This is a genomic window from Vibrio sp. TMPB1044 (genome assembly GCF_030442075.1).
Lineage (GTDB): Bacteria > Pseudomonadota > Gammaproteobacteria > Enterobacterales > Vibrionaceae > Vibrio > Vibrio satsumensis.
The window spans coordinates 82,909-98,349 of the sequence record NZ_JAUJED010000011.1 but is presented as its reverse complement, the minus strand read 5'-3'; the positions used below and the strand labels follow the sequence as shown (position 1 = coordinate 98,349).

The window sequence follows — 15,441 nt, the reverse complement described above, 5'->3', positions numbered from 1 at the left end:
ATAAATATGGCGATTAAAGTATTAGTCGTTGATGATTCGAGTTTTTTTCGTCGTCGCGTTAGCGAGATCATCAACTCAGAGGCTCGCCTAGAAGTCATTGATGTAGCAGTAAACGGTAAAGAAGCCGTTGAGAAAGCGAAACAGCTAAGACCTGACGTAATCACGATGGACATTGAAATGCCTGTCATGGACGGCATCACAGCTGTTCGTGAAATCATGGCCGCGTCTCCAACGCCTATTTTGATGTTTTCATCGTTAACGCATGATGGAGCGAGAGCAACGTTAGATGCGCTAGATGCAGGTGCTCTAGATTTCTTACCTAAGAAGTTTGAAGACATCGCACGTAACCGCGACGATGCGGTTGCATTGCTTCAACAGCGTGTGATTCAGATTGCTGCAAAGCGTGCGTTTATGCGTCGTGCTCCTATTGCACCGAGAGCGACAGCAACGACTTCAACATCTACGCCATTGCGTCAACCGGTTTCTAATGCTGCTCCAGCCGCTAGACCTGCTGCAGCAACCGCTGCGAAGTTCAGAGCCTCGGGCAAAAAGTATCAATTAACTGCCATTGGCACATCGACTGGCGGTCCTGTTGCGCTACAGAAGATTTTGACGCGCATCCCTGCTAACTATCCACATCCCATTGTGTTAGTTCAGCATATGCCAGCCACATTCACCGCTGCTTTTGCTAGTCGATTGAACACCTTGTGTAAGATTGAAGTTCGTGAAGCGCAAGACGGTGATGTGTTGAAACCCGGAGTGGCGTATCTTGCTCCGGGTGGTAAACAGATGATGGTAGATGGCCGTGCAGGGTCTGCACGTCTAAGAATTATCGATGGCGGCGACCGAATGAACTACAAGCCTTGTGTGGATGTCACATTTGGCTCTGCAGCGAAGATCTACGGCGACAAAGTGTTGTCTATGATACTGACCGGTATGGGCGCAGATGGTCGAGAAGGTTCGCGTATGTTGAAAACTGCGGGCTCGACGATTTGGGCACAAGACGAAGATAGTTGTGTTGTATATGGTATGCCTCAAGCTGTAGCAAAAGCTGGCATTTCTACTGAAGACCTACCTCTAGACCGCATCGCGGAAAGGATCTTGGTTGAAGTTGGGTTAGCTTAGGTAAATCGAAATGATTGTTTGGAGTGTTGCAAACCAAAAAGGTGGTGTTGGTAAAACGACCACGACCGTGACTCTAGCAGGTTTACTTGCTTTGAAGGGGCACCGTGTTCTGTTGGTTGATACTGACCCACATGCATCACTGACCACCTATCTGGGTTACGACTCAGATACGGTGGAATCGAGCCTGTTTGATCTGTTTCAGTTGCGTGAGTTTAATGCGCAGACAGTAAGACCTTTGCTTTTACAAACAGAAGTTGAAGGTATCGATATTATTCCTGCCCACATGTCTTTGGCTACATTAGACCGCGTAATGGGAAATCGAAGCGGCATGGGGTTGATCTTGAAGCGCGCTTTGGCCGCTTTGAAAGATGACTACGACTATGTGTTAATCGATTGTCCGCCAATTCTGGGTGTGATGATGGTGAATGCATTGGCTGCCAGTGATCGTATTTTGATTCCGGTACAGACGGAATTTTTGGCGATGAAGGGCTTAGAGCGCATGATTCGCACTTTGACCATCATGCAGAAATCTCGCAAAACACCGTTTAAGGTGACGATTGTCCCGACCATGTACGACAAGCGAACCAAAGCCTCACTGCAAACATTAACGCAGCTCAAAGATGATTATCCTAACCAAGTTTGGACATCTGCTGTGCCGATAGATACTAAGTTTCGAGATGCAAGTCTAAAACGCTTGCCAGCATCTCATTTTGCATCAGGTAGCCGTGGTGTATTTGCTTATAAACAGTTGCTTATTTATCTCGAAAGGTTGGCGATAAATGAGCGCGAATAAAGAATCAACATTGGCACAGCCAAGTCTCTCGAGTGAACAAGCACTGGATGATTACTTTACTGCGCTGTTAGGCGATGAAAGCTTTGAATCTGACGATTTTTTTGTTGACGAGTCTACCGACGAATCACAACCTGAAGAGCCAGAGCCAGAGCCAGAGCCAGAGCCAGAGCCAGAGCCAGAGCCAGAGCCAGAGCCAGAGCCAGAGCCAGAGCGCCAATTTTCGAGCCACCACTCAAGCTACGCAGAAATACGCGCGGCTGAGTTTGAGGTTCCTAACCTTGAGGATGTTCAGAAGCTACTAAGTCGTTTAGAGGCGACCAATGTTGTTGATGAGCTGAATCTTGATGAATTGATGGATCTGAACACCCAGAAAATCGCCCAGCAAGCAGGCATGCAAATGTTTGAGGCCGTGGTTGAGTCTGTTCAAGTGTTTGAAGAGCCAGAGATTCAAGATTGGAATCTTCCAGAACCCGATTTATCAATTGCTGCAGAGCCACCTGTTGAAACGCAGCAAATTGAAGAGTTACAAGCTGAACCGCAGGAGACGGAACAAGTAGAAGTTAAGGCTGTTGAGTCTGAATTTGATGCTCCTGAGGTCGAGACAGTTATTGGACTTGAAACTCAAGCCGGAGGTGCTAACCAGTTTACCTCTTGGGAAAATACGGTTCGCACAGAAGACTTTCAAGTTTTGTATTTTGATGTAAACGGCGTGACCTTTGCGGTACCACTTGATGAGCTTGGCGGTATCCATCGCCTTGAAGAGTTAAGTCATATCATTGGTAAGCCAGCTTGGTATTTGGGTTTACAAACCAACCGTGATAGTCAGCTAGATGTGGTCGACACCGCAAAATGGGTGATGTCTGAGAAACTATCAGGTGACGAGTACAAAGAAAAATATCAATATATAGTCATGCTTGGGGAGAGCTTGTGGGGCCTTGCGGGCACCGAGCTAAAAGGCACCGAGCTACTTAATACAGATAAAGTACGTTGGCGAGAAATGGCAGGGAAACGCCCATGGCTCGCTGGTATGGTAAAAGAAAAAATGTGTGCTTTGATCCATGTTGAAGCATTAATCGCCATGCTAAACGCAGGGCTAGATGTAAAAGCATTAAGCTAGTAAACGCATCAAGTTAATAATAGTGGTCGGTAACGACGGCAAGAGGATTATCTATGTCTCATATGAGTGAAGTTGAAGTAAGAAAAGAGCAAACCAATGATGAAGTACTTCAATGGGTGACTTTCCAGCTAGAAGAAGAAACTTACGGCATCAACGTAATGCAAGTGCGTGAAGTACTGCGTTACAGCGAAATTGCTCCAGTACCGGGTGCTCCAGATTACGTTCTAGGTATTATTAACCTACGTGGTAACGTTGTTACTGTTATCGACACTCGTTCTCGCTTTGGCTTGATGCAAGGTGAAATCACAGATAACACTCGTATTATCGTTATTGAATCTGAGCGTCAAGTAATTGGCATTCTAGTCGATAGCGTTGCTGAAGTGGTTTACCTGCGTTCTTCTGAAATCGACACAACGCCAAGTGTTGGTACTGATGAAAGTGCTAAGTTTATCCAAGGTGTAAGTAACCGTGATGGCAAGCTGCTTATTCTAGTAGATTTAAACAAACTACTAAGCGAAGACGAATGGGATGAGATGGCTCACCTGTAATGTTTGAAGCGCTTCCTTTAAGCCCTGTCGTTCTGATATCAGGTGTTGGGGTTTTTACGTTATTCATCGTGATTTTGATTAGCAAAGTAAAACGTGCAATTCAAAAGCAGCTCGATCAATCACGTCTGCAAGTTCGTAACTTGGATAAAGAGCTTCAAAAATCGAGTAAGCAATTACTTGAAGTTCGCTCTGTTGTGGTTGGCCTTGGCCAGAAAGTGACGGAACAGCAAGATCTGATAAAGCACTTGAATGAACGTATTGTTGAGTTGGAACATGCTGACACCGATGGACGCTTATATACGCGTGCAACAAAAATGGTTCAGCTTGGTGCCGGGATAAACGAACTGATCGAAGAGTGTGAATTACCTAAAGCGGAAGCTGAGCTAATGATGTCTCTACAGAATAAGCTCGCGGGTAAGGAAAAAATCCCTTCGTTGAGAAGCAACCCTTCATCGTACGATGATCAACCCGATGCCTCTCGCGATCGCAGAGATCTGCCTCGACGTCGTTAAATTGAGTGCTTACTGCGTATTGAGCAATTGATGTTTATCACGTACACCTCTTAAAAGAAGCTTCGGCTTCTTTTTTTATGCTTGCTATATCTATATAGAACGATGTTTATAAGTACTTGTATCTACGGCAATATCTAGTTTGTTGGTGAAAATGTGTAAATTGTGATGCGGTGGTAACAGTTTCTTACGGACTTTGTCTTATCGAAAACGCCTAGTCCTGTTTTGTCACCATGTTGGTGTGCTACTATAGCCCTCTCATTACTCGACTAAATTTACCTATGCTAGAAGTCTCAAATTTAACTGCTATTCGTGACGACAGGGTTCTGTTTGAATCGTTGTCTTTTCAATTGAAACCTGGCGAGTTGGTTCAAGTTGAAGGTCGTAACGGTACTGGGAAAACGACACTCCTTAGGATTATCACCGGGCTAGGCGATCGTGATGAAGGCACTATTTGTTGGGATGGTGAGTCCATTGAAACGAGTCGAGATGTGTATCATCAAAATTTACTTTTTCTTGGTCATCAAACTGGCGTGAAGCGCGAGCTCAGTGCCTATGAGAACTTGAGTTTCTATCAATCGATTCACAGTGGTGGAACGAGCAAGGAAGAGCTTTACCATGCGTTGGCCCAGGTTGGTCTTGCTGGTAGGGAAGACGTGCCCGCGGGGCAACTTTCAGCTGGTCAACAGCGCCGTGTGGCGTTGGCTCGTCTTTGGTTGAGTAAACAAATGTTGTGGATTCTAGATGAACCGTTGACTGCAATCGATAAGCAGGGCGTTAAAGTTTTAGAGTCTCTTTTTTCTGAGCATGCAGATAACGGTGGCATTGTGTTACTAACCACACACCAAGATATGTTTGCTGATAGCCCGAAACTAAGAAAAATAAAGTTGGGTGAGTAATATGATCTCTTCAATGACAACGATCATTCGACGTGAGCTGCTGATCGCATTTCGTCGCCAAGCCGATATCTTTAACCCTCTGTGGTTTTTTATTATTGTCATCACCCTTTTTCCACTGAGTATTGGGCCTGAGCCGAACCTGCTTGCGCGCATCGCTGCGGGTATTGTTTGGGTTGCTGCTTTACTTTCTGCATTGCTCTCTTTGGAACGACTATTCCGAGATGATTTTCAAGACGGTGCCCTTGAGCAGATGATGCTGATGCCCATCCCGTTGCAGTTGGTAGTATTGTCCAAGGTCATAGCGCACTGGTTATTGACAGGGTTACCATTAATATTGATCAGTCCGTTGTTAGCGGTGCTGCTGTCCTTGAATTTCGATACTTGGTTATCGGTGGTCTTGACCTTGTTGGTTGGTACGCCTGCATTAAGTTTTATTGGTGCTATTGGTGTGGCTTTGACGGTTGGATTACAAAAAGGCGGCGTGCTGTTGAGTCTGCTTATTTTGCCGCTGTATATCCCAATTCTTATATTTGCTACATCAGCGATTGATGCGGCAGCACTAGGTGTTGCGTATAACGGACAACTAGCCGTGTTAGGGGCAATGCTAATGGGCGCAATGACGCTCACCCCATTTGCTATCAGTGCAGCACTAAGAGTGAGTGTTAACTAGCTATTAGAGTATTAACTAAGCACTCACCATCACTTTGATTGTTCAGAGTGAACTAATTGGAACTTTCAAACTCATAGAGTCACTGGAAGAGGCAGTAAGCCAAATAAATTATAATAATTATAGCTGTGATAGCTGTAAGCAATATGAAGTAAGAGTGAGATTACAACATGTGGAAATGGCTCCATCCCTATGCCAAAGCAGAAACTTCCTATCAGCTTGCTGGTAAACTTCTGCCATGGTTCTCTATCCTAGCGCTATTGTGTCTATCTGCCGGTACTGTGTGGGGACTAGCATTTGCACCTTCTGATTACCAACAAGGTGATAGCTTCCGAATCATTTACATCCACGTACCTTCTGCGATTTGGTCCATGGGCGTGTATATGTCGATGGCGATTGCAGCGTTTATCGGCTTGGTATGGCAGGTAAGACTATCAGACATGGCCGCGTTGGCTATGGCACCTATCGGTGCGGTATTTACCTTCATCGCGCTGCTAACTGGTGCTGTTTGGGGTAAACCAATGTGGGGCGCTTGGTGGGTTTGGGATGCGCGTTTGACCTCAGAGCTGATTCTTCTATTCCTATATTTAGGTGTGATTGCACTACACCACGCGTTTGACGACCAAAAAACTGCAGCCAAAGCGGCAGGCATTTTGGCTATTGTTGGTGTCATCAACCTACCTATCATTCACTTTTCAGTAGAGTGGTGGAACACACTTCACCAGGGCGCGACGATCACTAAGTTCGATAAGCCTTCTATTTCAAGTGACATGTTATGGCCGCTTCTTCTTAATATTTTCGGCTTCGCCTTTTTCTTTGGTGCTGTGACTATGGTTCGTTTTAGAAACGAAATCATCAGTAAAGAGAGTCACCGTCCATGGGTTCGCAAGCTTGCGGCTGAAAAAGCGTAGTAGGGTAGGTAATTATGTATTTTGAATCTTTGAGTGATTTCTTTGCCATGGGAGGCTACGCCTCTTATGTATGGAGTGCATTTGGAATCACATTCCTCGCGATGATCATTTTACTGGTGGTAAGTGTTCGTCGTGGTAAGCAATTACTAAATGAAGTACAAGCCAAGGTTGATCGTCAAGCTCGTATCGATGCAGCAAAAAATATGGAGAACACTCTATGAACCCAAGACGTAAAAAGAGGCTGGGCATTGTCTTAGCAATCTTTTTTGGTATCAGTGCGACTATTGGATTGATGGTTTATGCACTTAACCAGAACATGGATCTGTTCTACACACCAACTGAACTGGTCAACGGCAAAGATGGTAAAAAACCTGAAGTTGGTCAACGCCTACGCATTGGTGGCATGGTTGTAGTCGGCTCTGTAAGCCGTGACAACGAATCACTACGTGTAAGCTTCGATTTGGCGGATGTAGGCCCTAAAGTAACGATTTTATATGATGGCATCCTTCCTGATCTTTTCCGTGAAGGCCAAGGTATTGTTGCTCAGGGTGTCCTTAAAGATGCGACGACAATTGAAGCGTTCGAGGTGTTGGCAAAGCACGATGAAGAGTACATGCCTTCTGAAGTTGCAGAAGCAATGAAGAAGACTCATGAGCCTTTGCAATACACAACTGAACAAAAAGAAGGAAATGCTCAATGATAGCCGAGATCGGCCATTTTGCGATGATCCTGTCTTTGGGACTTGCATTGCTGCTAAGCGTGCTCCCATTGTATGGAGCCGCTCGAAATAACACATTATTGATGAACAGTGCACGACCGTTGTCGTGGGGAATGTTCGGATTCCTAGCGATTTCGTTTTTTATCCTGTGTTACGCGTTCTACACCAATGATTTTACGATTCAATACGTAGCAAGCAATTCGAATAGCCAACTGCCTTGGTACTACCGAATCACGGCGGTTTGGGGCGCTCACGAAGGTTCATTACTGCTTTGGGTTCTTATCCAAGCAGGTTGGACGGTTGCAGTAGCGACGTTCAGCCGTGGTATGCCTCAAGAGTCTGTGGCTCGCGTACTGGCTATCATGGGTTTGATTACTGTCGGCTTCTTGCTGTTCATTATCGTAACCTCTAACCCGTTCCTACGTACATTGCCTTTCTTCCCTGTAGATGGCCGTGACTTGAACCCACTACTGCAAGACCCGGGTTTGATTATTCACCCGCCAATGCTTTACATGGGCTATGTAGGTTTCTCTGTTGCGTTCTCTTTCGCAATCGCTTCTCTAATGAGTGGTCGTCTTGATACGGCATGGGCTCGTTGGTCGCGTCCTTGGACAATCGCAGCTTGGTTATTCCTAACAGTAGGTATCGCATTAGGTTCATGGTGGGCTTACTACGAACTTGGCTGGGGTGGCTGGTGGTTCTGGGATCCAGTAGAAAACGCTTCATTCATGCCTTGGTTGGCTGGTACTGCACTGATGCACTCACTAGCGGTAACCGAAAAGCGTGGCACATTTAAAGCTTGGACAGTATTGCTGGCTATCTCTGCATTCTCGCTAAGCTTACTAGGTACATTCTTAGTTCGTTCGGGCATCTTGGTATCGGTTCACGCATTCGCGTCGGATCCTGCTCGTGGTATGTTTATTCTAGGTTTCCTAGTCTTCGTTATTGGTGGTTCACTACTGTTGTTTGCGGTTAAAGGCGCATCAGTTCGTGTTCGCGGTAATTTTGATTTGGTTTCTCGTGAAAACGCACTGCTTGGTAACAACATATTATTGATTGCAGCGCTTGTCGTTGTGTTAGTAGGTACGCTACTACCATTAGTTCACAAACAGTTAGGCTTGGGCTCAGTATCAATCGGTGCTCCATTCTTTGATATGTTGTTCTTCTGGTTAATGATTCCGTTCTCGTTCCTACTTGGTATCGGTCCACTGATCCGTTGGAAACGTGACAACCTGTCTAAGCTCGTTAAACCAATGCTGATTTCAGGTGCATTCTCACTTGGCTTGAGTGCGCTAATGGTTGCTCTACTGGCTGACCGCTTCAGCGGTACTGCTTTTGCTGGTTGGGTAATGGCGTTTTGGATCATCTTCATGCATGGCTTTGAGCTGCATGAGCGTGCGACTCACCGTCATACATTCCTGAAAGGTCTAACTAAGCTGCCTCGTAGCCACTGGGCAATGATGTGTGGTCACATTGGTTTAGCCGTGACAGTGATTGGTATCGCGATGGTGCAAAACTACAGCATCGAACGCGATGTACGTTTGGCGCCAGGTGAAAGCTACCAGCTTGAAGAATACAGCTTCCTGTTTACAGGAGTTCGTGACAAAGATGGCCCTAACTATGATGGTTATATTGCTGACTTTGAAATTACCAAAGAAGGCAAATACATCAACACGCTTCACGCTGAAAAACGTTTCTACACCACAGCTAAGTCTATGATGACAGAAGCAGCGATTGATCGTGGCGTAACGCGCGACCTTTATATCGCAATGGGTGAGCGTTTAGACGACAACAAATCTTGGGCTGTACGTATCTACTACAAACCATTTGTACGTTGGATCTGGGCAGGTTCTTTGATCATGTCGATTGGTGGTGCTATTGCTATCAGTGACCGTCGTTACCGTTTCCGTAAGCCAACCAAAAAGTCGGCTGAAGAGCAGGAGGCTTAATTCGAATGAACAAGAAGATTTTATTCATTCCATTGATTGCTTTTATGATTCTAGCTGGAGTCTTTGCAACTCAATTAGTTCGTAATCAGTCGGGTGATGACCCGACTAAACTTGAGTCAGTATTGATTGGTAAGCCTGTGCCTGAGTTTGGTCTAGAAGACTTAGAACAACCAGGCAAGTTTCATGATCAAGCGATCTTCAAGGGCGAGCCTCTGCTGCTTAATGTGTGGGCTACCTGGTGTCCTACCTGTTATGCAGAGCACTCTTACCTGAATAAATTAGCTGCTCAAGGCGTTAAGATCATTGGTATGAACTACAAAGATGATCGCAACAAAGCTGTCGGTTGGCTAAAAGAACTAGGTAACCCGTACTTAATCAGCTTATTTGATGGCGACGGTATGCTGGGTCTAGATCTTGGCGTATATGGTGCTCCTGAGACTTTCTTAATTGATGCTAACGGTGTGGTTCGTTACCGCCATGTGGGTGACGTGAATCCAACTAACTGGGCATCGACGCTTGAGCCGATGTATCAAGACTTGTTGGAGGAAGCGAAATGATTAAAAAGGTACTGATCACTCTGTTCGCTACGTTTGCCATTTCAGCGACTGTGTCTGCTGCGCCTATCGAGTTTCATGAATTTGATACCGTTGATCAAGAACAGCAGTTCAAAGAGCTGAGTAATACGTTGCGTTGCCCTAAATGTCAGAACAACACCATTGGTGATTCGAATGCTGAGCTAGCAGTCGACTTACGCCAGAAAGTGTACGAGATGACAAAAGACGGTAAGTCGAAGCAAGATATCATTGATTACATGATTGCTCGCTACGGTAACTTTGTTACTTACAACCCTCCACTGACACTAGCAACGTCAATCCTTTGGGTTGGTCCTTTTGCGGTAGTTGTGTTTGGTTTCGGTTTGATCATTTTACGAAGCAGAAAATCAAAGTCGAAAGCAGTTGAGTCAGATAAAGGCTGGGATGCAGACAAAGAAGCTCGCTTAAAAGCGTTACTCGATGAAGAGAACGACGGAGACAAGAAGTAATGACTCTATTTTGGATTTCTACCATTATCCTTTCGCTAGCGGCAATTTTCTTAATTGTTCTGCCCTTCATTAATAAAAAGGCAAACAACGATGATGTGCTGCGCGATGAGTTGAACAAAGCATTCTACAAAGATCGTCTAGATGAGCTAGAAGTAGAAGCAGAAGAAGGTCTTGTTGATAACCAGCAGGAGCTGATCGCTGATTTGAAACAATCCCTGCTTGATGATGTTCCTGCTAAGCAAGAGATGAAGAAGACTAAAATCTCAACGCTTGGTGTGGTTGTACCGTCGATTATCCTTGTTGTGGCTGTGACGTACGGTATGTACTTCAAGTTCGGTGCGTTGGATAAAGTTCAACACTGGCAAGAAGTGAGTTCGAACCTTCCTGAGTTATCTAAAAAGCTAATGTCTTCGGAAGGTGGCGCGCTAACAGACGATGAACTAGAAGATCTGACTCTGGCACTTCGTACTCGTCTGCACTACCAGCCAAAAGATTCTACAGGTTGGTTACTACTAGGTCGTATTGCGCTAGCTAACCGTGATGCTGAAACAGCAAAAGATTCAATGGAAAGAGCTTACAAGCTTGAACCTAAAAACGAAGATGTTCAGTTAGGCTTCGCACAAGCATTGATGCTTTCACCTGATGAAGCTGATCAGAACCAAGCACGTTTGATTTTGAGCCGTTTGATTCAAAACGATTACGTCGACCTTCGTGTGTTCTCACTGCTAGCATTTGATGCATTTGAACGTCAAGACTACCCAGGTGCGGTGAAGTACTGGAGCATCATGCAGCAGATGATTGGCCCACAAGACAGCCGTTACGAAATGTTGTCGCGCAGTATTGAAAGTGCTCAGAAGAAAATGGGTGACGCTATGGGTGTCGACCAAGGTAAGAGCGTTGCTGTAACACTTGATCTGTCTGGTGATGTTAATGCTGATCCTAACTCAGTGTTGATCGTGTCAGTACACAGAGCTGATGGCTCGCCAATGCCTATCGCAGCAGCTCGTTACCCACTAGGGACTTTTCCTCGTACAGTTGTGCTTGATGATGGCAACAGCATGATGGAAGGACAGAAGTTGTCTAGTCTTGAAACTCTGATGGTTAGAGCTAGGCTTGATACAGATGGTAACGTTTCAACTCGCGATGGTGATTGGTACGGTGAGAGCGAAGTGGTTGAACTGGGTGCTCCAGTAACTATCGATATCAATAAGCAATATTAATCATCATTTTGCATAGGCGTTAGCTATTCCGATTTTGCAATAAACGGTATAGACTTACGCAACCAATTGAGGCCAGCGATTGCTGGCCTTTTTTATTATTTGAATTCCTTATGGAAAAGGTGATATGTCTGCCAGTATTTTAAGACTCTCGAGTTTACTTTTTATCGCAAGTTTAACGGTGGGCTGTTCTAGTGCTCCGGAAGAGAGTCGTGTCGATGATAATTTCGAAACCTCAGAATACGTAGAAGAATCCCACCCCAATGATCCTTTTGAAGGCTTCAACCGAGCGATGTGGGATATCAACTACGAATATCTAGATCCTTATTTGGTTCGCCCTGTTTCCCTCGCTTATGTTGACTTCACTCCTGTACCAGTGCGATCTGGTATTTCCAATTTTCTAGCCAACTTAGACGAACCATCAAGCATGGTGAACAACCTCCTTATGGGAAATGGTGAAAAAGCACTCGACCATTTCAATCGTTTTTGGATTAACTCAACTTTTGGTCTGTTAGGCTTAATCGATATTGCCAGCGAAGCAGGGATCACCAAGTACGACGACAAGTCGTTCTCTGATGCGATTGGTCATTACGGAGTAGGGAATGGACCGTACTTTATGGTGCCAGGTTACGGCCCGGTAACGACGCGTGAAGTGACTGAAACCGTCGATGGTTTGTATGTGCCTCTATCGTTCTTGAACTTTTGGGCAAGCTTAGGCAAGTGGGCTTTCGAAGGTATGGAAACACGTGCTCAGTTGGTGTCACAAGAAGCGCTGTTGGATAATTCTCCTGATCCATATGCATTGACGCGTGATGTTTACATTCAACGTCGTGATTTCAAAGCCGAGATTGAACCTGAAGAGGTCGACCTTGAAGAAGAAGACTTCATCGATGGTTATCTAGAAGATTACTAGAAATAAGATTTAGACTATCGATAAAAGAAAGGCTCGATGTTGATAACAACATCGAGCCTTTTTAATGCTTATGACTTTAGATTAAGTCAAATAGATTAGAAGCGGTAGTTAGCTTGGATACCCACTAACCAAATGCTACCAGTTACTTCACCTTCGAAGTCACCACCAAATGGAGCAGAACTTGCGTCATCTTCAACCATTTTTGCGTCTTTCGCTAGGATGTAAGTGAAACCGGCGTCTAGTGTTAGTTGCTCAGACCATTGGTAGCCAGCACCAATACTTAACCAAGTGCGGTCTGTTTCTGGAATAGTCGCAGTACGGTGTTCTTCGCTTACCGCTGAAGTGTCGTAGGCGATACCAGAACGTAGAGCCAGTTTAGGTGTCATTTGATAAGTTGTACCGATCGCAAAGCGGTAGTTGTCTTCCCAGTTCTCTTGCTTGATATCTTGAGTTCGAGCAGGACCGAATTCAGGGATGTCAGCTACTAGTTCTTTAAAGCTGCTCCAGTTAGTCCAGTTAACGCTCGCATGTACAGCGACCTTATCTGATAGTTGATGGAAGCTTGCAAGCTCGGCGGTAGCTGGCAATGCAAGTTGCATTGAACCGTTGTATTTTGACTTGACTGGAGTACCCAAAGCGCCAGCAACAGCATCAAAAGCGACACCATTTGCGTGACCTTCAAGCGTTAGATCTACTTCTGACTTGTAGGTAAAACCAAGGCGGTTGTTTTCATTGATCTGCCAAGCGGTGCCAACTTGCCAGCCCCACGCTGTGTCATCACCTTCCATGTATTTTAAAGCTGTACCTTGAGGCATAGGAACTAGAGAGTTAGCTGTAGATACCGCACCAAAGCTACCTTCAGCCATGATGTAACGAATACCACCACCAATAGATACGCTTTCAAGTACTTGGTATGCCGCGTTTAGGTTTAGCTCCATTGTCGTAACGCTTGCTTCGTTACCGTGGTTTGCACCACCAAAGTCTTTACCTAGGTCTGTTTCCATACCGTAGTTAGTACCCGCAGCAAAGCCTAATGCAAACTTGTCGTTGTACTTATGAGAAACATAGAAGTTTGGGATCACTGCGCTGTGAGCGAAATCACTTGAATTTGATGGAGTCGTTGAAGCACCACCAACTGAAGTCGAAGTTCCATCGATATCAATATTTGGGTCAACATAGATAGCACCAACAGAAACTTGAGTGCCTTCTAGGTAAGTCAGCATTGCAGGGTTACGCCATTGAGCGTCTGCACCATCAGCCATTGCTGCTTCACCAGCGTATGCGCGGCCAAGGCCTGTTGCTGAGTATTCTGCTAGTTGAAAACCTGCCGCTTGAGTCACAGTTGAAGTTGAAAGTAGTCCAACTGCCACTGCAGCAGATAGAAGAGTCTTATTCATTTTCATTATTATGTTCGCTGAATCATAAGTATTTAGTGGCGTGATTCTACTTTTAGAGTCATTACTTTAAAAATGAAATTCGAATAAAACAGTGTTTTAGGGATTAAATGATCAAATGTGACTGATTATTAGGTAAATAGTCTGATTGTTTCGACTGTGTTGCGAGGTTTGAGCGTACACTTGTAGCTATATATGACGTGTGCAGGCTACAGCTGTAAGCTTAAATGGATGCAGGTCAGTAGCTTAGGTAATAAAAAAGGGTCGCATAATGCGACCCTTTGGGATTTATAACTAGCTTATATTAGAAGCTGCGGCTGTATTGTAGGCCTAGCAGGATTGCATCTGCACGAGTAGTTGCGCTGATAGATGTAACACCTAAGCTCTCGTTTACGTTGTCTACGTCTTCACCTAGTAGGTAAGTAAAGCCAAAGTCTACGTTAGATGCTGTATCGATGTGGTAAGTAAAACCTGCAGAGAACCATTGACGGTCAGAATCAGGTACTGATACTGATTTTAGGTCATCTTGCGCAGCGATGTCGTACATGTAACCAGCACGTAGATCCCAGTTGTTGTTTAGGTAGTACGTAGTACCAACTGAGATGTGTCCTGCATTTTTCCATTCGTATGCTGAGTCAGGAAGAGCACTTGCCGCGCCACCAAATTCAATTTTATCGAATGCTTTCCAACCTACCCACTGTAGAGAGTAGTGTACTGCGAACTTAGTATCTTCTAGCTTGTGGAAACCAGAGAATTCAGCCATATCTGGTAGAGGAAGAACGATTTCTTGTCCTTTGTCATCTTTAGCTGTGATTTCTGGGCTGTAACGGTAAGACAGGCCGAAACGGTTATTTTCATCTAGCTCATAAACCGTACCGATGTTGAAGCCAACACCCCAACCATCTGCTTCATCGATATCAACGATACTTGAACCATTTAAGCTATTTAGTGCTCCGGTTACATCGCTTCCTGGAAAGCCTGGTGGGATCACTGGTCCTGTATAAGTAGTGTCACTAAATGAGCGTTTTAGTGTGCCTTTACCGTAGATCAGATCCAGACCTGCACCAAAGCTCCACTGTTCATTTAAACGGTAAGAACCAGCTAAGCCAAAGTTAAGGCTCATGATATCTGTCTCGCCGCCGTATTCAGATGCTACGAAATCACTACCAAAGTCTGTAGACGTACCAAAGTTTGAGTATGCGTTAACACCCCAAGCAAACTTTTCGTTTACAGGAACGATAAGGTGGATGTTTGGCGCAACAGATGTGCCGCCAGCATCATTGTAGTCTGAAGACTGTGTACCAGTCGTTGGGCCTGCTGCGCCAATGCCATTTACTGAAGTGTAAGTAGCGTTTTTAACTTTAATATCAGTAGTAATTGTTTCAAAACCAAGAGATAGCTCAGTTTTGTCAAACAGTGCCATTGCTGCAGGGTTACGAGCCATTACTGATGCGTTATCTGCGATTACAGCATCACCAGCGAAAGCACGACCAAGGCCGGTAGCTGATTGTGCGTTAAGTTGGAAACCTGCTGCCATCGCTTGCGAAGACGCCAGTGTGATTGTTACTGCTAAAAGAGACTTTTTAAACAGACGCGTGTTGTTGGTAGTCATTCATTTATTCCTTTATATATCCGCCTC

Annotated in this window: 17 protein-coding genes; 15 read left to right on the top strand and 2 right to left on the bottom strand. The window is 45.0% G+C overall.

Going from position 1 to position 15,441, the window contains the following annotated elements:
• Nucleotides 1–6 precede the first annotated feature (6 nt).
• The 15 genes from QQ041_RS06485 to QQ041_RS06415 all read left to right on the top strand — a co-directional run bounded on the left by QQ041_RS06485 (nucleotide 7) and on the right by QQ041_RS06415 (nucleotide 12,408).
• On the top strand, nucleotides 7–1,125 hold the full coding sequence (locus tag QQ041_RS06485) for a chemotaxis response regulator protein-glutamate methylesterase (RefSeq protein ID WP_285953359.1): 1,119 nt from the start codon (nucleotides 7–9) through the stop codon (nucleotides 1,123–1,125).
• Between the two features lie 10 nt (nucleotides 1,126–1,135).
• Nucleotides 1,136–1,918 carry a ParA family protein gene (locus QQ041_RS06480; RefSeq protein ID WP_017064111.1) on the top strand — a complete coding sequence of 261 codons (783 nt, stop codon included), beginning with the start codon at nucleotides 1,136–1,138 and terminating at the stop codon, nucleotides 1,916–1,918.
• A complete protein-coding gene (locus QQ041_RS06475; protein ID WP_285953358.1) occupies nucleotides 1,905–3,035 on the top strand; it encodes a chemotaxis protein CheW in 1,131 nt (376 codons plus the stop codon). Before QQ041_RS06480 ends, QQ041_RS06475 begins: the two co-directional genes overlap by 14 nt.
• A gap of 53 nt (nucleotides 3,036–3,088) precedes the next feature.
• The gene (locus QQ041_RS06470; RefSeq protein WP_017064109.1) at nucleotides 3,089–3,583 is read left to right on the top strand and encodes a chemotaxis protein CheW; all 495 of its coding nucleotides are present in this window, start codon (nucleotides 3,089–3,091) and stop codon (nucleotides 3,581–3,583) included.
• Nucleotides 3,583–4,095 carry a DUF2802 domain-containing protein gene (locus tag QQ041_RS06465; RefSeq protein WP_285953357.1) on the top strand — a complete coding sequence of 171 codons (513 nt, stop codon included), beginning with the start codon at nucleotides 3,583–3,585 and terminating at the stop codon, nucleotides 4,093–4,095. The genes QQ041_RS06470 and QQ041_RS06465 overlap by 1 nt, the downstream gene beginning before the upstream one ends.
• Before the next feature lie 278 nt (nucleotides 4,096–4,373).
• Nucleotides 4,374–4,991: a cytochrome c biogenesis heme-transporting ATPase CcmA gene (ccmA, locus tag QQ041_RS06460; protein ID WP_060983699.1), complete on the top strand. Its 618-nt coding sequence runs from the start codon at nucleotides 4,374–4,376 to the stop codon at nucleotides 4,989–4,991.
• A gap of 1 nt (nucleotide 4,992) precedes the next feature.
• Entirely contained in the window at nucleotides 4,993–5,661 is a 669-nt protein-coding gene (gene ccmB, locus QQ041_RS06455; RefSeq protein WP_060983678.1) for a heme exporter protein CcmB, read from the top strand.
• Between the two features lie 167 nt (nucleotides 5,662–5,828).
• Entirely contained in the window at nucleotides 5,829–6,569 is a 741-nt protein-coding gene (locus QQ041_RS06450) for a heme ABC transporter permease (protein ID WP_060983677.1), read from the top strand.
• Nucleotides 6,570–6,583: 14 nt separating this feature from the next.
• Nucleotides 6,584–6,790: a heme exporter protein CcmD gene (gene ccmD / locus QQ041_RS06445; protein ID WP_060983676.1), complete on the top strand. Its 207-nt coding sequence runs from the start codon at nucleotides 6,584–6,586 to the stop codon at nucleotides 6,788–6,790.
• Entirely contained in the window at nucleotides 6,787–7,269 is a 483-nt protein-coding gene (gene ccmE / locus QQ041_RS06440; RefSeq protein ID WP_285953356.1) for a cytochrome c maturation protein CcmE, read from the top strand. The genes ccmD and ccmE overlap by 4 nt, the downstream gene beginning before the upstream one ends.
• Entirely contained in the window at nucleotides 7,266–9,236 is a 1,971-nt protein-coding gene (locus tag QQ041_RS06435; protein WP_017060654.1) for a heme lyase CcmF/NrfE family subunit, read from the top strand. Before ccmE ends, QQ041_RS06435 begins: the two co-directional genes overlap by 4 nt.
• Nucleotides 9,237–9,241: 5 nt before the next feature.
• Entirely contained in the window at nucleotides 9,242–9,793 is a 552-nt protein-coding gene (locus tag QQ041_RS06430) for a DsbE family thiol:disulfide interchange protein (protein WP_285953355.1), read from the top strand.
• Nucleotides 9,790–10,278, top strand: coding sequence for a cytochrome c-type biogenesis protein (locus QQ041_RS06425; protein WP_086712359.1), 489 nt, complete (start codon nucleotides 9,790–9,792; stop codon nucleotides 10,276–10,278). The genes QQ041_RS06430 and QQ041_RS06425 overlap by 4 nt, the downstream gene beginning before the upstream one ends.
• Nucleotides 10,278–11,498 carry a c-type cytochrome biogenesis protein CcmI gene (gene ccmI, locus QQ041_RS06420; RefSeq protein ID WP_285953354.1) on the top strand — a complete coding sequence of 407 codons (1,221 nt, stop codon included), beginning with the start codon at nucleotides 10,278–10,280 and terminating at the stop codon, nucleotides 11,496–11,498. The genes QQ041_RS06425 and ccmI overlap by 1 nt, the downstream gene beginning before the upstream one ends.
• Before the next feature lie 124 nt (nucleotides 11,499–11,622).
• Nucleotides 11,623–12,408, top strand: coding sequence for a VacJ family lipoprotein (locus tag QQ041_RS06415; protein WP_285953353.1), 786 nt, complete (start codon nucleotides 11,623–11,625; stop codon nucleotides 12,406–12,408).
• A gap of 95 nt (nucleotides 12,409–12,503) precedes the next feature.
• On the opposite strand, the gene QQ041_RS06410 is transcribed toward QQ041_RS06415, so the two are convergent.
• Together QQ041_RS06410 and QQ041_RS06405 are read right to left on the bottom strand one after the other, a co-directional pair.
• Nucleotides 12,504–13,811: an outer membrane protein transport protein gene (locus QQ041_RS06410; RefSeq protein ID WP_285953352.1), complete on the bottom strand. Its 1,308-nt coding sequence runs from the start codon at nucleotides 13,809–13,811 to the stop codon at nucleotides 12,504–12,506.
• A gap of 295 nt (nucleotides 13,812–14,106) precedes the next feature.
• Complete coding sequence (locus QQ041_RS06405; protein ID WP_285953351.1) at nucleotides 14,107–15,414, bottom strand: outer membrane protein transport protein; 1,308 nt, start codon at nucleotides 15,412–15,414, stop codon at nucleotides 14,107–14,109.
• Nucleotides 15,415–15,441: the final 27 nt, after the last annotated feature.

What these genes read in the sequence shown, in the direction of transcription:
- QQ041_RS06480 (WP_017064111.1), top strand. Translation starts at nt 1,136, where the DNA reads ATGATTGTTTGGAGTGTTGCAAACCAAAAAGGTGGTGTTGGTAAAACG.
- QQ041_RS06485 (WP_285953359.1), top strand. Translation starts at nt 7, where the DNA reads ATGGCGATTAAAGTATTAGTCGTTGATGATTCGAGTTTTTTTCGTCGT.
- QQ041_RS06450 (WP_060983677.1), top strand. Translation starts at nt 5,829, where the DNA reads ATGTGGAAATGGCTCCATCCCTATGCCAAAGCAGAAACTTCCTATCAG.
- QQ041_RS06465 (WP_285953357.1), top strand. Translation starts at nt 3,583, where the DNA reads ATGTTTGAAGCGCTTCCTTTAAGCCCTGTCGTTCTGATATCAGGTGTT.
- ccmE (WP_285953356.1), top strand. Translation starts at nt 6,787, where the DNA reads ATGAACCCAAGACGTAAAAAGAGGCTGGGCATTGTCTTAGCAATCTTT.
- QQ041_RS06410 (WP_285953352.1), bottom strand. Translation starts at nt 13,811, where the DNA reads ATGAAAATGAATAAGACTCTTCTATCTGCTGCAGTGGCAGTTGGACTA.
- ccmA (WP_060983699.1), top strand. Translation starts at nt 4,374, where the DNA reads ATGCTAGAAGTCTCAAATTTAACTGCTATTCGTGACGACAGGGTTCTG.
- QQ041_RS06435 (WP_017060654.1), top strand. Translation starts at nt 7,266, where the DNA reads ATGATAGCCGAGATCGGCCATTTTGCGATGATCCTGTCTTTGGGACTT.
- ccmD (WP_060983676.1), top strand. Translation starts at nt 6,584, where the DNA reads ATGTATTTTGAATCTTTGAGTGATTTCTTTGCCATGGGAGGCTACGCC.
- ccmI (WP_285953354.1), top strand. Translation starts at nt 10,278, where the DNA reads ATGACTCTATTTTGGATTTCTACCATTATCCTTTCGCTAGCGGCAATT.
- QQ041_RS06405 (WP_285953351.1), bottom strand. Translation starts at nt 15,414, where the DNA reads ATGACTACCAACAACACGCGTCTGTTTAAAAAGTCTCTTTTAGCAGTA.
- QQ041_RS06475 (WP_285953358.1), top strand. Translation starts at nt 1,905, where the DNA reads ATGAGCGCGAATAAAGAATCAACATTGGCACAGCCAAGTCTCTCGAGT.
- QQ041_RS06470 (WP_017064109.1), top strand. Translation starts at nt 3,089, where the DNA reads ATGTCTCATATGAGTGAAGTTGAAGTAAGAAAAGAGCAAACCAATGAT.
- QQ041_RS06430 (WP_285953355.1), top strand. Translation starts at nt 9,242, where the DNA reads ATGAACAAGAAGATTTTATTCATTCCATTGATTGCTTTTATGATTCTA.
- QQ041_RS06425 (WP_086712359.1), top strand. Translation starts at nt 9,790, where the DNA reads ATGATTAAAAAGGTACTGATCACTCTGTTCGCTACGTTTGCCATTTCA.
- ccmB (WP_060983678.1), top strand. Translation starts at nt 4,993, where the DNA reads ATGATCTCTTCAATGACAACGATCATTCGACGTGAGCTGCTGATCGCA.
- QQ041_RS06415 (WP_285953353.1), top strand. Translation starts at nt 11,623, where the DNA reads ATGTCTGCCAGTATTTTAAGACTCTCGAGTTTACTTTTTATCGCAAGT.